This is a genomic window from Mycolicibacterium vulneris (genome assembly GCF_002104765.1).
Lineage (GTDB): Bacteria > Actinomycetota > Actinomycetes > Mycobacteriales > Mycobacteriaceae > Mycobacterium > Mycobacterium vulneris.
In genome coordinates, this window is the sequence record NZ_NCXM01000009.1 from 64169 (window position 1) to 78425 (window position 14257).

A 14257-nucleotide genomic window follows, 5' to 3' on the forward strand; every position below is an offset into this window, starting at 1 on the left:
GAACCGGGTTCGCCTATCGAAAACCTCTCTGGGGCAAAGGCTTTGGTGATGATCATCGACCCCGAAGGGGAACTGGAGCCACCCAGGCATTGATCCGCCGGCTGTTCGACCTGACCAATGCCGAAGCCGACGTTGCGCTGCGCATGCTGCGCGGTGATGGTGTCAAACCCATCGCGGACGACCTGGAGCTATCGGCCGCGACCGTCAAGACTCGCTTGATTTCGATTCGGCTTCCGCGCGGGGTCCGTGCTCCGGCGGCGGTGTGGTGACCACGCTGCCGTGCTTGCCCGACGAATCGCCGTTGGTCTGGGCGAGCAGGTCGCGGATCTCCTTGAGCAGGACGACCTGCGCGTCGTCGGCCGGCTCGACCTCACCGCGCTTGCGCAGTGTGGTGTACGGCAGCACGACCAGGAAGTAGACCACCGCGGCGATGATCACGAAGTTGATGGCGGCCGACAGGACGTTGTTGAGATCGATGGCTTGGCCGCCCCCGATACCGATCCGCAGGATGCCGAAATTGGACTGCTGATTGACGCCGATGCGGTTGATCAACGGTTTGATGATGTTGTCGGTGAACTGCGTGACCAGGGCGGTGAACGCGGTACCGATGACCACCGCGGTGGATAGGTCGATGACGTTGCCCCGCGAGAGAAACTCCTTGAACCCTTTGAGCATTGGGGATGGCCTTTCTGGGACTGGACAGAGTTTGCTGTCGACACGCAGACGAACAACGGCCAGGCGCTCAGTGCAGGGTGAGCGTCACGGTCTGGCCCAGCGCCGACCCTGCCACCGTGTTCGCCACACGAGCCGGCAGCGCAACCAACACTACGCGGTCGCCGTCGGCGGTCTGAATCTTTTCTTTGGCCGACACCAGCACCACCACGGCGTCGGTGGCCAGCACCTTGGTGGCGGCGTGGGAGTTGTCCGGCCCACTGGTGGCCGGCGCGGCCAGCACGTCGACCACGTCACCGACCCGGACGAGGTCGATCAGGGCGGCGTCGGCCAAATGCAGCGGCACGATGCGGGCGCCCGGCCCGGCCGTCGACTCCGCCAACCGGCTGCCCAGTAGCCGGACGTCGGTGAGCACCTCGCCGCGTCGGGTCGGGCCGGCCAGCGTCGAACCCACTACCGCGCCCAGGTCAGCCCGTGCTCCGTCGGGAACGGTTGCGGTTAAACGCTTTTCGAGCCGGACATCGGCGGGAGTCAACGCGGCGCCGGGGCGCAGGTCATGCTCGGCCACCACTACTTGCGCATAATCACCGGCGGGGTTGGACCGCAGCGTCGCGATCCCGGCCAGCACCACCAGCCCGCCCGCGGCGACGCGGCGTGCCAGCACGGTGCGAGTCCAATCCGGGCGCAACCAGAGCGAGACCCGGCTGAATAGGCTTGGGTTCAGCGATGATTCGCCCACGCGGCAACGGTAGGCGTTACCCGGCGCCCGGGCTCACGCCCGGCGAGGCCGGTGTGGATAACCGTCAGTTGGCCGCGGCGGCGGTGGATGTCGTGGAGCTGCTGCTCGACTTGTCGCTCGAGTCGGAGCTGGACTTGTCGCTGGAGCCCGAGCCGTTGGATCCCGAGTCGCGCGACGAGGAGCCGTTGCTCGAACTCGACTTTTTGCCGGACTCGCGGCTGTCGGTGCGGTAGAAGCCGCTGCCCTTGAACACCACGCCGACGGAGTTGAAGCGCTTGCGCAGCCGCCCGGAGCAGCGTTTGCATGTGGTCAGCGCGTCGTCGGTGAAGGCCTGCACGACGTCGAAGCGATCGTCGCACTCGGTGCACTGATAGCTGTAAGTCGGCACAAAAACCTCCGGATGATTGCAAACCTGATTAGCACTCTAGCGTCTCAAGTGCTAGAACCGCCAGGTGACATGTCTCATTCCCCGATATGTCAGCGCCCATCGAGATCGATCAATCCCTGTCGCGGAGTGAGCGCATGGGTCATCGGAATGTCGTGGGGATCGGCCGGTACTTCGTCGAGCACTTCGGCGTCGCGGACGACCGCGATCAGCCGCGCGTGCGGATCGCGGCCGCCCAGCGAGCGGTCGTAGAAACCCCGGCCCCGGCCCAGCCGCACGCCGCGGCGGTCCACGGCCAGCGCCGGCACCAGCACCACGTCGGCTTGCACCAGGGCGGATGACGGCAGCCAGGGCTGCGGCGGTTCGAGCAGCCCCCACCGCCCGGTGGTCAGCGTGCCGGGCCGGTATTCGCCCCAGGACAACGGCAGCGGCGTGTTGTCGGCCGCGGTGCGCGCCACCGGCAGCAGCACTCGCCCGGTGCGCCGCAGCAACATGTCGAGCATCTCGATGGACCCCGGTTCGGTGCCCACCGGCACGTAGGCGCAGATCGTGCCGCCGCTGGTCACAATGCTTTCCAGGGCCTCCAGCCGCTCGCACACCTGCCGCGCCTCGGTGGCGCGAACGTCGTCGGCAACGTGGCGCCGGGCGGCGAGCAGCTGGTCGCGCAACGCGGCTTTGCTGGTGGTCGCCATGCGTCAACCATGGCAGCCCGGTCTTTGCCCGCGCCACATCGACTCGGCGAAGCGGATGCGGGTTATCGTGTGAACAATGTCAAGCCCAAACGTGGTGGTGCCACGCACTGCGGTCGTGCCCGCCGCGGGTCTCGGTACCCGCTTCTTGCCGGCGACCAAAACGGTCCCCAAGGAGCTGTTGCCGGTTGTCGATACGCCGGGCATAGAGCTGGTGGCCGCCGAGGCGGCTGAGGCCGGTGCCGAGCGCCTGGTGATCATCACCTCGGAGGGCAAGGACGGCGTCGTCGCGCACTTCGTCGAAGACCTGGTGCTGGAAAGCACGCTGGAGGAGCGCGGCAAGACGGCGATGCTCGACAAGGTCCGCCGCGCGCCGCAGCTGATCAAGGTCGAGTCCGTGGTGCAGAGCGAGCCGCTCGGTCTGGGGCATGCGATCGGCTGCGTGGAGTCGCGGCTGGCCGACGACGAGGACTCCATCGCGGTGTTGCTGCCCGACGACCTGGTGCTGCCGACCGGCGTGCTGGGCACGATGTCGAAGGTGCGTGCGCACTACGGCGGCACGGTGCTGTGCGCCATCGAGGTGACACCCGAAGAAGTCAGCGCCTACGGCGTTTTCGACGTCGAACCGATTCCCGACGACGACAATCCAGACGTGCTCAAGGTCAACGCCATGGTCGAGAAGCCGCGGGCCGAGGACGCGCCTTCGATGTTCGCCGCGGCCGGCCGTTACGTGCTCGACCGCGCCATCTTCGATGCGTTGCGCCGCATCGAGCGTGGGGCCGGCGGCGAAGTACAGCTCACCGACGGGATCGCGTTGCTGATCGCGGAGGGCCACCCGGTGCACGTGGTTGTGCATCGCGGATCTCGACACGACTTGGGAAATCCTGGCGGCTACCTCAAGGCTGCGGTTGACTTTGCATTGGATCGTGACGACTACGGCCCGGATTTGCGGCAGTGGTTGGTGGCGCGATTAGGTCTGGCCGAGCAGTAGCCGGACGCTGATCCGGCTGGCGGACGACGGCGGGCCGGCGGAACGCGTAGCGGTCCCGGGCGGGGATGCCCCGCCTGCGCAGTGAGCGGGTCGCCCTATGCGCGGCCCGACGGCAGAGAGGCGCGCTGTGCGTTCGGTGGAAGAGCAGCAGGCCCGGATCACGGCCGCCGCGGTGGCCCCGCGGCCGATACGTGTGGCGATCGCCGAGGCGCAGGGATTGTTGTGCGCCGAAGAAGTGGTGACCGAGCGCCCAATGCCCGGCTTCGACCAGGCCGCGATCGATGGCTATGCGGTGCGAAGCGTCGACGTACTCGGTGTCGGCGAGGTGGGCAGCGAGGGCCTGCCTGGGCCGTTCGAGGAGTCGGGCGAGTGCGACGGGCGCGAGGGTCTGGTGCTGCCGGTGATGGGCATGGTCGAGGCGGGGTCGCGCACCCCGAGCCGGTTGCAGCCGCGCCAGGCGGTGCGCGTGCAGACAGGGGCGCCGCTGCCGACCCTGGCCGACGCGGTCCTGCCGTTGCGGTGGACCGACGGTGGGACGCAGCGGGTGCGGATCCTGCGGGGTGCCCCGTCGGGCGCCTACGTGCGCCGCGCCGGCGACGACGTCCAGCCCGGTGACGTCGCGGTGCGGTCCGGGACGGTGATCGGCGCGGCGCAGGTCGGGCTGCTGGCCGCGGTAGGACGCGAACGGGTGCTGGTGCACCCGCGGCCCCGGGTGACGATCATGGCGCTGGGCGGCGAACTGGTCGACATCTCGCGTACCCCGGGCAACGGGCAGGTTTACGACGTCAACTCGTATGCGCTGGCGGCGGCGGCGCGCGATGCCGGGGCGGAGGTCAACCGCGTCGGGATCGTCAGCGGCGGGCTCCGCGAACTCCGCGAGATCGTCGAGGGCCAGATCAATCGCGCCGAGGTGATCGTGATCGCCGGCGCCGTCGGGGGCGCCGCGGCCGAGGCGGTGCGCCAGGTGCTCGCCGAGCTCGGCGAGATAGAGGTGGTGCGCGTCGCCATGCATCCGGGATCCATCCAGGGTTTCGGGCAGCTGGGCCGCGAGGGCGTGCCGACCTTCCTGCTGCCGGCCAACCCGGTCAGCGCGCTGGTGGTCTTCGAGGTGATGGTCCGGCCGCTGATCCGGCTGTCGCTGGGCAAGCGTCAGCCGATGCGCCGCATCGTGCAGGCGCGCACGCTGTCGCCCATCACGTCGGTGGCCGGACGCAAGGGCTTCCTGCGCGGCCAGCTGATGCGCGACCAGGAGAGCGGAGAGTATTTGGTGCAGGCGCTCGGCGGCGGCCCCGGCGCGTCGTCGCACCTGTTGGCCACCCTCGCCGAGGCGAACTGTCTGGTGGTGGTGCCGAGCGGCGCCGAGCAGATCCGCACCGGCGAGATCGTCGACGTCGCCTTTCTGGCTCAGCGCGGCTGAGCGAAAGAACTTCACACACGGTGAACCTGTTGCGCGCCAATTCCCGTCATCCAGGGTGGCCCATGAGCGTTGGGCCACTGCGGGTTCCGGCCGGCGTCGTGCGGTTGCGGGCGGTGCGGCTGCGCGATGGCGCGCAGTGGAGCCGGATCCGGTTGACCGATCGTGCGCATCTCGAACCGTGGGAGCCCAGTTCCGAGGGTGATTGGACGACCCGTCACGCGATGGCGGCCTGGCCGGCCCTGTGTTCCGGTTTGCGCGCCGAGGCGCGGCAGGGGCGGATGCTGCCCTACGTCATCGAGCTCGACGGCCACTTTTGCGGCCAGCTGACCATCGGCAATGTCACCCACGGCGCGCTGCGGTCGGCGTGGATCGGCTACTGGGTGCCGCGATCGGCCACCGGCGGCGGCGTGGCCACCGCGGCGCTGGCGCTGGGGCTGGATCACTGTTTCGGCCCGGTGATGTTGCACCGGGTCGAGGCGACCGTGCGTCCGGAAAACGCCGCGAGTCGGGCCGTGCTGGCCAAAGTCGGCTTCCGCCAGGAGGGCCTGCTGCAGCGCTACCTGGAAGTCGACAGGGCGTGGCGCGACCACCTGCTGATGGCCATCACCGTGGAAGAGGTGAGCGGATCGGTGGCATCGGCGCTGGTCCGCGCCGGTAACGCCAGCTGGGTGTGACCGCATCGCCGGCCGAGGCGCGGATTTCGCCGACCTTCACTCGGGGTCTCCGACGGCTCGCGGGGGAGACCGAATCGTTGCCGTTCTGGGACTGGCGCGACACGAGTGACTCGTGGTGCTTGTGAGAGGCAAATTACAGGTGTGTAATTGTCCTGGTCAGTACGACCCGGCCGCGTTGGCCACCAATGGGCTTCGCGGGGGATGGACACCGAAGAGAGCAGGTCATCATGCCAAGCATCCCGCAGTCATTGTTGTGGATATCGCTCGTGGTGCTGTGGCTGTTCGTCTTGGTGCCGATGCTCGTCAGCAAGCGCGACGCGGTGCGGCGCACCAGCGACGTGGCATTGGCGACCCGGGTGCTCAACGGCGGGGGCAACTCCCGGCTGATCAAGCGCAGCGGTCCGGCCGCCGGGCACCGCAGCGACCCCGACTGGACGCCACCGGAAGAGTCGGCCGACACCGACCTCGACGAGGAGCGCGACCTCTCCGAGGATGAAGACCGCGACCACGAGGCGGACGACGACGCCGACACCGACGAGCTGAGCCGTCGGCGCCCGGTCGTGATGAGAATGGCCGTCGCCGAGCCCACCGAGCCCGACTACCTCGACGTCGATGTGGTCGAGGATTCCCACGTACTTCCGGTGGGGGCCAGCGGTTCTGCCGCTGAGCCGGAGACGGCAGACATCGAGCCGATCGAAGAGGACGAGGCGGACACCGAGGCCGTCGCCGAACGCGACGACGAGGACGATTACGAGGACAGCTACGAGTACGTCGAGGACTCGTCCGGTCTGGAGCCCGCCGCCGAGGCTGCCGACGCCGACGAGGAGGCGCCGGCGCCGATGCCCCGCAACTCCTCGCGGCGGCGCCGGTTCGACAACAAGACCGCCGCCGCGGTCAGCGCCCGCAAGTACGCCTTCCGCAAGAAGGTCCTGATAGTGATGGCGGTCTTCCTGGTCGGCTCGGCCACCGCGGCCTTCAAGATCTCGCCGACCGCCTGGTGGGTGTGCGGCACCGCCACCGCGATCACCCTGATGTACCTGGGTTACCTGCGGCGCCAGACGCGCATCGAGGAAAAGGTGCGCAACCGCCGGATGAAGCGGATGGCGCGGGCGCGGCTGGGCGTGGAGAACGCCTACGACCGCGACTACGACGTGGTCCCGTCGCGGCTGCGACGCCCCGGCGCGGTGGTCCTGGAAATCGACGACGAGGACCCCGTCTTCGAGCACCTGGACTACGCGATGGCGATGCGGACATTCGGCTGGCCGCGGGACTTGCCGCGCGCCGTCGGCGAATAGTCCTGGCAGTTCGGTAGTTGGTGCCGCGGCTGGTAGCCTGCTAGCGGTCAGGGGCTATGGCGCAGTTGGTAGCGCGACTCGTTCGCATCGAGTAGGTCAGGGGTTCGATTCCCCTTAGCTCCACAGAGTTTGAGCAGGACACAGCGTTTAGCAGTTTGCTGGGCCACACTGTGGTCAACGTCGGGCGTACCCTGCCCGCATGGCGCTGTTGCCGTTGCCCACCCGCAGAACGGCAGTGCGTATACGTCGGTGCTGTTCCGGGTAGAGGCAAGCAGTCGTCGCTCTCGTTCGACGACCATGCCAAAACGGTCCGGTTCAAGGATCTGGTGAACCGAGTCGGCCCGATCAACGCTTTCGAGATCATTGCTGCGACGGAACGCAGCGGAGCGTGGTGTGGGATTGATCATGTGCACCGCGCTCAGCTGGCATTGGAGCAATGACAGGAGACTTGATCGACAATGTGCACAAGGCGCGACCATAGCGGGGTTCCCCGTCGGGAGATCACACCGCGCGACCGGCGCCTCGCGTGGCAACGGTTCTCAATTCTCCAGGCATAACCCGCTGGCTGTTCAGATCGGAGGAGAAGAGGATGGCTGACTTGACGGGCAAGGTGGCGATCGTGACGGGCGGCGGATCGGGTATTGGCGAGGCGGCGGCCATGGCGATGGCGAGGGCCGGAGCCGCCGTTGTTATCGGGAACCGGGGCGCCGCCGAGGGAGAGCGGGTGGTTCAGGCCATCCGACGGGGCGGGGGCCGGGCTGTCTTCCAACCGACCGATGTGAGCAGACCTCTCGATGCCAGGGCGTTGGTCGAGCGGACCGTCAGTGAATTTGGCCGTTTGGACATCGCCCACAACAACGCCGGGACGGAGGGCGAACAGGTCCCGCTACACGAGCAAGACATCGAGAAGGCAACCTTGCTGTTCGACGTGAATATCAAGGGAGTGTTCTACTGCATGAAGTACGAGATCGAGCAAATGCTCAAGACCGGTGGAGGGGCGATCGTGAACACGTCCTCGATCTTCGGATTGAACGGCTATCCCGGCTGGTCGTTGTACACCGCCACTAAGCATGCCGTCACCGGCATGACCAAAGCGGCGGCTCTGGACTACGCCAAGCAGAACATTCGGGTGAATGCGGTTGCGCCCGGACCGATTGAGACGGCTCTACTAGTGAAAGGGACAGGCGGCGACCCGCACAGCTATGCCGCTTTCGTACCGATGGGGCGAATCGGGCAGCCAGACGAGATCGCCGGCGCCGTGGTGTGGCTGCTGTCCGACGAAGCGAGTTACGTCACCGGCCACACGCTGCCCGTTGATGGTGGGGTCTGCGCGCAGTAAGCGCGTCCCGCCGGCGCGCGGCGTGCAGCACCGGGGGCCTATCGACACCCGTGCGGTCGAAGCGGTGCGTTCATCACCGGAGAGGCTCTGTTCGTCGGCGGCGGTGCGTCTATCGGCCATGCCCCGATACGACGGGTATAGCCAGGCCATCGCTTCACCGCAGTGAGCAGGGGCGCCCGGCCGTCACGGTGTCCACGCAGTTGCGTTGAGGAGCGGGGAAGGAGTGCTGATGACCGTATTGCGGGTGGCCATTGTCGGTGGTGGTCTGGGCGGACTGTCGGCGGCTTTGGCGCTGCGCGCATATGGGATGCAGGCACGGGTCTACGAGCAGGCCCACCAGCTCGGCGAGATTGGGGCCGGAATTGCGCTGTATCCCAACGGATTAAAGATCCTTGATCGGCTGGGCCTGCGCCAGCAGGTCAGCCGGATCGGCACGCCCTTGAGCGCTTTTTGTCTTTACGCGCCTGATGGGACGCTGGTTTCAGTTGAAAGATACGGCCGTGAGGCCACGCCACTGGGAATACACCACGGCGATCTGCAGCTTGTCCTTGCCGGGGCCTTACCCGACGATGTCGTGCACGCCGGATGGCGGTGCATCGATTTCGCGCAAAACGACGAGGTCGCAGCGGTGAGTTTCGACAATGGAGTCACTGTGGAGGCGGACGTCGTCATCGCCGCCGACGGCATTCATTCGGTTTTGCAACGTTATGTCGTCGAGCCCACCGAGCCGGTGTTCTCCGGCATGGTGGCCTACCGTGGCCTCATCCCGGGGGCACAGTTGCCGGACTGGCCCCACGATCTGGTGGCATGGGGAGGCGAGGGTAAACACCTCATGACCTACCCAGTACGTGCCGGTGAGCTGATCAACTATGTGGGCGTCGTTCCCGCTAACGAGCAGACGGGCGAAACCTCCTCCAACGCAGCGAGTCCCGCTGAGTTGACTGCGGAGTTTGCCGACTGGAACCCGCAAGTTCGCCGACTGGTTACTGCAGTTGACACAACATCGGTGTTCGGGCTTTATGACCGCGACCCGTTGCCGCGCTGGGTACTTGGCCGACTTGCCCTACTCGGTGATGCGGCCCATCCAATGCTGCCGCACATGGCACAAGGCACCAATCAGGCACTCGAAGACGCAATGGCGTTGGCCACCTTGCTGCGCGGCGCCACCGCTACCGATGTCCCGCAAGCCCTGCTGCGCTACCAGAGGCTGCGACTCGATCGCACTGCGCGAATTCAGCAGTACGCCCGCACAAACGGAATCCGAGAGGACTCCGCATTAGCGGTAAGCCTCGGCCATCCCTGGGTGGTGAACTACGACGTGGAGCGGGCGGCCCTGGACCTCTTAAGAACGTCTGAGTGACGATCAAGACGGCCGCGTGGGTGGAGATTGCCGACTGGCCATGGTGGGTCGCGGTGATGGTGGATCGCGTGACGTCTACGCGGCGACCAAGGCTGCCGTCCGGTGATTCGCCTTTCGGCGGCTTCGTTAAATGGCGTCGGGGAGGGGTGCAAATCTCTGACAGCGACCATCCGGACGGGCCAGAGGTCGCGGCAATTTTTGTGGGACGGCTAGCAAATCTACCGGGAATCATTTTCGGGCGAGTTTTGGCGCACTCCCAGCAAATAGCACCCCTGACCTGCAGTTATCACCTGTCAGAAATCTGACCAGCGGCAAGCTGACCTTTCGCAGCAAACCAGGTCAGGGCTCTAGCAAACTCGCAAACACCGCCTCTGCCAGTGAAAATGCCTCTGGCGCACCGTAACAGCGTCTACGCCGTAACCGTAGTTTGTTGCAAGGCAAACTGTACCCAGGGCACCACGGCTATGCACGCAGTATGCATATGCGCGGCGTAAGCGCCTGAACGTGCTCGTGGCCTTGAATAGCCCCAAGGTGTTCTCGTAGTCTCATAGGCCGCGCAAACCCGGTACTGCCAGGGTGAAATCGTGGCAGGGAACATGACTGGGGCCAGCTTTTAGATCCCGCATGCGGCCAAAGGGTGAATGTGTCCCAGCTCCTCGCTCTTCTCAACGCGAACAAGATCGGCGTCGTAGCGTGCCTGCAGGTTGATCCAGAACATGTCACTAAGGCCCAGGGCTCGCGACAGTCGCAGTCCAGTATCGGCGGTGATTCCGCGCCTGCCAGCAAGAATCTCACTCACGCGCGTCTGTGGTACGCCGATCTCCTTGGCGAGACGGTACGCGGAAATTTCCATCGGTCCGAGGAACTCCTCGGCGAGGATCTTGCCGGGGTGGGTTGGTGCAAAATCGGTCATCGTCCCATCTCCTCTGAGTGGTAATCGACGAGTTCAACGTCATCTGCGCCCCCGTTGCTCCATGTGAAGCAGATGCGGTACTGCTCATTAACGCGGATGCTGTGCTGCCCTTCCCGCGGTGGCTGAAGCTTCTCCAAGCGGTTTCCCGGAGGAACTCGTAGGTCGTTGATGTTCTCTGCGGCATCGAGGATCTGCATCTTCCGGCGAGCCGCCTTCGCCAGCTCCTTACTGATCCCCCTCGGACATCGCAGCTCCCAGAGCTTCTGAGTGTCGCCGTCGCTGAACGAGCGGATCACGTGCTCGATGCTAACGCTTTACGTTACTAACGTCAATCGAGACTATTTTAATTTCAAACCACCCAGTTTCAATAGTCGGGCCGCCCTCTAGCAGAGTAGGGGCGGCCCGACAACTATTCAGAGGCGGACCGCGGCGCTCCCGTTCCACACCGATTGCCGAGCGCAGCGGCGTAACTACCCTGAAAGCACACCCTGGCGTTCACCTGCTGAAGCAAGTTCGGGCGGGTTTCGCGGCACGACGCGCGTCCGTCTACCGCCGGGTCAGGCTCAACGCAAACCGCCATCGAGCCGGAGCTTGTTGAGGAGCGCCTGGCCGGGTTAGCGCGCGGTGGTCCGCTGACTTGGCCAACTCCTGGCTGGCGCGGCGCTCGACCAACAATGGAACGAAATCGCGCAGCTTGCTTTTGTTGAACCGCGCATAGGCGTGTTGGACGGCGCCGGCGACATGGTCATGCGGAAACTCCGCGTACTTTTGCATAAGACGACGCTCTACCGCATCGATCTGTGCCCGCTCTTCTTGAGGCACGCTCATAACCATACGGTCCACGAACCGGCGTTGGTACCGGTCTGATGCTTGCTAGTTGGTTTTCAGGTAACGCCGCTGTAGCCGGTCAATGTGAAGGTGTGCCTCTTTAATGTCGCGGCGCAGCTCAGCGGCTTCAAGGCTGTGCGCGTGCCCGGTCTTTCCTACCCGCGACATCCTGGCGTTCCAGCCAAGCTAGCCGTCTCGTCATCTCGACCAGTTGAACGCGCAACGCACGGATCAACTCCATTGCCTGGATGATCTGCCATCTGCTTACAGAGCCGTCATGGCCCCTCGGTCGCATGATCCCTCCGGCTGTCCCTTCAAGGTCAGCGGATTGTCGCTGCGCGTACGACATGGCTATCGCCATGCACCCAGAACCAAAACTCCGTTCAACGGAATGACAACCAGCAGTTGACTATTCAGCATCAACCTTTAGTCAGGGCCTGGGATCTGCCGCTTGATGAGCAGCAGCAAGTCCGGGAATTTGCGCGCAAATACAACACCGAAATCGATTCGGTGTATCTCAAGATACAAAGCAAGTGCCCCGTGACTGGCCCCACCAAGTACCTCAACAAGAAAGATGTCCAGACATTAATCAACGACCACTATGAACTCAGCAAAAGTGCTTTGAGGCGGCTGAATGCGATGACGATTGCGCAAGCACTGTACAGGTGAATTCCGTAAACTCCACTGAAACGATGATTAAGCAGGCCGGCGAAGTTTCACAATGGGGATTGGCACGTCGGGCTGGTACGCGATTTCGAACTCTTGGTAGTAGGCATTTCTCGGGCAACCAACGTAGCTTGGCCCTGTAAACGCCGAGGAAGTCTCGTTCGCATCGAGTAGGTCAGGGGTTCGATGCCCCTTAGCTCCACAGAGTTTGAGCACGCCACTTCGCTAGTCGGGCGAGGTAGTGCTGCGCCTCGGATGAAGCTGATTCCTCGTAAGCCACTCGTCGATGTAGCTCATGGTTATGGGCAGGCAAGTCCCGGAGAAGACCATGTGGTCAGCGTTCGGTATCTGGATGACGTCGGCGCGCTGATATTGAGCCGCTGTCTGGTGCAAAACCCCTGCGGGCACGATCAAGTCGCGCTCGCCGCCTATGACCAGTACGGGCGTGTTCACCGCGGCAGCGTCTACATGAGTGGTCTTGGAAATTTTGAGTGTCGCCAGGAGCATCTCGCATTGCGCGCGGCCCGAGTCGCAGACCAGGCCGTCGTAAATCTCGCGCGCGGTGTCCTCGGATTGGGTGTTGGCCACCCATTGGCGGAATCGCTCGTATGTGGGCGGAGGCACCGGCTTGGCCCAGGCGCGAGGCCGTAAGAACCACGGCATCGACATGCGCCTATTCGCAGGTGTCGAACCCGCGATGCCGGCGGCCGGGGCTGGACATGCCGCTATCAACCCGATGTGACGTGTGCGTGCGGCGACCAGTTGCGCAAGCAGGCCGCCCATCGAGTGGCCGACCAACAGTGGTGGCGTTTCGAGCGCACCGACGAATGCCGACAGGTCGCCGACGTAGTCCCGCAGGCTGAGGGACGCGATTTTGCTGGCACCCTCATGGATCGGCAGTTCGTGATGGCGCAGTGTCGGAGTGTGCGCGGTGAAGCCCCGTTCGTTGAAAGCGGCGCGGAGACCGGCCAGCTGTTCTCCGCGGGACCAGTTGCCATGGATCAGAACAACTTGCTGGGCCTCGGACATGCCCAAAGGATGGCACCTGCCGCCGCCGGATTGTCGAGATTGCTGCATTTGCCGGCGGGTCGACCCGCGCGCTGAAATTACTGTTGCCGTTGATGTCCTCTTAAGTTTCAAAGCGTTTGTCACGGCAGTGCTCGCGGCTTGCCCACCGTTCTGCGGCCCGTCCGGGTCATCAGCGCTGGCATGTGACACTGGTTCCGATGAGCCAGCTCAACGATGCCGTCCGCCGGTCCCTCTTGCGGCGCGGATTCGCCCTTGAATACGCGACGCTGGCGTGGAACGTGGTGGGCGTCGGCATCCTCGCGGTAGCGGCCATCCGGGCTAAATCGGTGGCACTGGCCGGTTTTGGCCTGGACTCGCTGATCGAAATCGCCGCCTCACTCGTCGTCGTTTGGGAACTCTCCGGAACCGGCGCGGTCCGCCGACGTTTTGCGTTGCGTCTCATCGGTGTCGGGTTCGCGGCGCTGGCACTCTACCTGCTGGTGCAGTCCACTTTCGTCCTGGTCGCTCAATATCGGCCCGAGCACTCGTCATTGGGCATCGCCTGGACGGCGATCACGGCCGCGGTCATGTTCGCGCTCGCGGCCGGCAAGGCCCGAACCGGCGCCGCGCTCGGCAATCCGGTGCTCACCACCGAAGGCCGGGTGACCCTAATCGACGGCGTGCTGGCCGCCGCGGTGCTCGGCGGTCTGTTGCTGAACAGCCTCATCGGCTGGTGGTGGGCCGACCCCCTCGCCGGCTACGTACTGTTTTTCTACGCGGTGTGCGAGGTCAAGGAGATCTTCTTCGACTCCGCACCCGAGGATCGCTGACGGCCTACGCGCTGTGGCGGTGCTGCTCTGTGGCGTTCCCTCGTGGGCGGGGTAGGCGTGGATCATCGCGGTGGTGAGCTTCGGCACCGCGTGAATCAGATCGTGTTCGGAGTCGTGGGCGATGCGGTGCGCGTCGGCCAGGCTCAGCGACGGGTCGACGTCGAGTTCGGCATCGGCATGCAGTCGATGGCCGATCCAGCGCATCCGCACACCGTGCACCGACAGCACCCCGGGCCTGGCCGCCAAGACGGCCTCGGCCGTGTCAACCAGTCGGGGGTCGACGCCATCGATCAGACGGCGGAACACGTCACGCAGGGCCGTGCGAAAAACGGCCAGGATGGCCAGCGCGATAACCAGGCCGATGATCGGGTCGGCCAGCGGAAACCCCAGTGCCACACGGGCTGCCCCGACGAGCACCGCCAGCGAGCTGTCGGCGGCGTCGTGCGACGGC

Annotated in this window: 16 protein-coding genes, 1 tRNA gene and 1 pseudogene; 9 read left to right on the forward strand and 9 right to left on the reverse strand. The window is 65.1% G+C overall.

Translation table 11 applies throughout. The features are described from left to right. Positions 1–204: 204 nt before the first annotated feature. From mscL to B8W69_RS10605, 4 genes are all read right to left on the reverse strand, one after another. Positions 205–675: a large-conductance mechanosensitive channel protein MscL gene (mscL, locus tag B8W69_RS10590; RefSeq protein WP_085289782.1), complete on the reverse strand. Its 471-nt coding sequence runs from the start codon at positions 673–675 to the stop codon at positions 205–207. Between the two features lie 67 nt (positions 676–742). Further along, positions 743–1411 carry an SAF domain-containing protein gene (locus tag B8W69_RS10595; RefSeq protein WP_085289783.1) on the reverse strand — a complete coding sequence of 223 codons (669 nt, stop codon included), beginning with the start codon at positions 1409–1411 and terminating at the stop codon, positions 743–745. Between the two features lie 64 nt (positions 1412–1475). Beyond that, complete coding sequence (locus tag B8W69_RS10600) at positions 1476–1799, reverse strand: FmdB family zinc ribbon protein (RefSeq protein WP_085289784.1); 324 nt, start codon at positions 1797–1799, stop codon at positions 1476–1478. A gap of 89 nt (positions 1800–1888) precedes the next feature. Then, positions 1889–2488, reverse strand: coding sequence for a 5-formyltetrahydrofolate cyclo-ligase (locus B8W69_RS10605; protein WP_085289785.1), 600 nt, complete (start codon positions 2486–2488; stop codon positions 1889–1891). 76 nt (positions 2489–2564) lie between these two features. On the opposite strand from B8W69_RS10605, the gene B8W69_RS10610 reads away from it, so the two are divergent. From B8W69_RS10610 to B8W69_RS10640, 7 genes are all read left to right on the forward strand, one after another. Next, positions 2565–3476: a UTP--glucose-1-phosphate uridylyltransferase gene (locus B8W69_RS10610; protein ID WP_085289786.1), complete on the forward strand. Its 912-nt coding sequence runs from the start codon at positions 2565–2567 to the stop codon at positions 3474–3476. A 127-nt stretch (positions 3477–3603) separates the two neighbouring features. Beyond that, entirely contained in the window at positions 3604–4893 is a 1290-nt protein-coding gene (gene glp, locus B8W69_RS10615) for a molybdotransferase-like divisome protein Glp (protein ID WP_085289787.1), read from the forward strand. 20 nt (positions 4894–4913) lie between these two features. Further along, positions 4914–5567 (forward strand): GNAT family N-acetyltransferase, encoded by a 654-nt coding sequence (locus tag B8W69_RS10620; RefSeq protein ID WP_181447365.1) that lies wholly within the window; start codon positions 4914–4916, stop codon positions 5565–5567. A 227-nt stretch (positions 5568–5794) separates the two neighbouring features. Next, positions 5795–6862 carry a divisome protein SepX/GlpR gene (gene sepX / locus B8W69_RS10625; RefSeq protein WP_085289885.1) on the forward strand — a complete coding sequence of 356 codons (1068 nt, stop codon included), beginning with the start codon at positions 5795–5797 and terminating at the stop codon, positions 6860–6862. A gap of 50 nt (positions 6863–6912) precedes the next feature. Then, positions 6913–6985: transfer RNA gene (locus B8W69_RS10630), tRNA-Ala, on the forward strand. Positions 6986–7451: 466 nt separating this feature from the next. Beyond that, on the forward strand, positions 7452–8201 hold the full coding sequence (locus tag B8W69_RS10635) for a glucose 1-dehydrogenase (protein ID WP_085289789.1): 750 nt from the start codon (positions 7452–7454) through the stop codon (positions 8199–8201). A 229-nt stretch (positions 8202–8430) separates the two neighbouring features. Continuing rightward, positions 8431–9561 (forward strand): FAD-dependent monooxygenase, encoded by a 1131-nt coding sequence (locus B8W69_RS10640; protein ID WP_133057988.1) that lies wholly within the window; start codon positions 8431–8433, stop codon positions 9559–9561. Between the two features lie 613 nt (positions 9562–10174). On the opposite strand, the gene B8W69_RS10645 is transcribed toward B8W69_RS10640, so the two are convergent. The 3 genes from B8W69_RS10645 to B8W69_RS10655 form a co-directional block, all read right to left on the reverse strand. Beyond that, a complete protein-coding gene (locus B8W69_RS10645) occupies positions 10175–10474 on the reverse strand; it encodes a HigA family addiction module antitoxin (RefSeq protein WP_085289791.1) in 300 nt (99 codons plus the stop codon). Next, positions 10471–10770 (reverse strand): type II toxin-antitoxin system RelE/ParE family toxin, encoded by a 300-nt coding sequence (locus B8W69_RS10650; RefSeq protein ID WP_085289792.1) that lies wholly within the window; start codon positions 10768–10770, stop codon positions 10471–10473. Before B8W69_RS10650 ends, B8W69_RS10645 begins: the two co-directional genes overlap by 4 nt. A 250-nt stretch (positions 10771–11020) precedes the next feature. Further along, positions 11021–11302 (reverse strand): three-helix bundle dimerization domain-containing protein, encoded by a 282-nt coding sequence (locus B8W69_RS10655; protein WP_181447366.1) that lies wholly within the window; start codon positions 11300–11302, stop codon positions 11021–11023. A 405-nt stretch (positions 11303–11707) separates the two neighbouring features. Between B8W69_RS10655 and B8W69_RS10665 the strand changes: the two genes are divergently transcribed. Continuing rightward, a complete protein-coding gene (locus tag B8W69_RS10665) occupies positions 11708–11971 on the forward strand; it encodes a hypothetical protein (protein ID WP_085289794.1) in 264 nt (87 codons plus the stop codon). Between the two features lie 222 nt (positions 11972–12193). On the opposite strand, the gene B8W69_RS10670 is transcribed toward B8W69_RS10665, so the two are convergent. Continuing rightward, positions 12194–12997, reverse strand: a complete 804-nt coding sequence (locus tag B8W69_RS10670) for an alpha/beta hydrolase (protein WP_085289795.1) — start codon at positions 12995–12997, stop codon at positions 12194–12196. A 197-nt stretch (positions 12998–13194) separates the two neighbouring features. Here B8W69_RS10670 and B8W69_RS31340 point away from each other — a divergent pair, with 197 nt between their 5' ends. Further along, a complete protein-coding gene (locus B8W69_RS31340) occupies positions 13195–13806 on the forward strand; it encodes a cation efflux transmembrane domain-containing protein (RefSeq protein ID WP_110881892.1) in 612 nt (203 codons plus the stop codon). A gap of 33 nt (positions 13807–13839) precedes the next feature. Here B8W69_RS31340 and B8W69_RS31345 read toward each other — a convergent pair. Continuing rightward, positions 13840–14235 (reverse strand): annotated as a pseudogene (locus B8W69_RS31345) (cation diffusion facilitator family transporter); the annotation flags it as partial. Positions 14236–14257 lie beyond the last annotated feature (22 nt).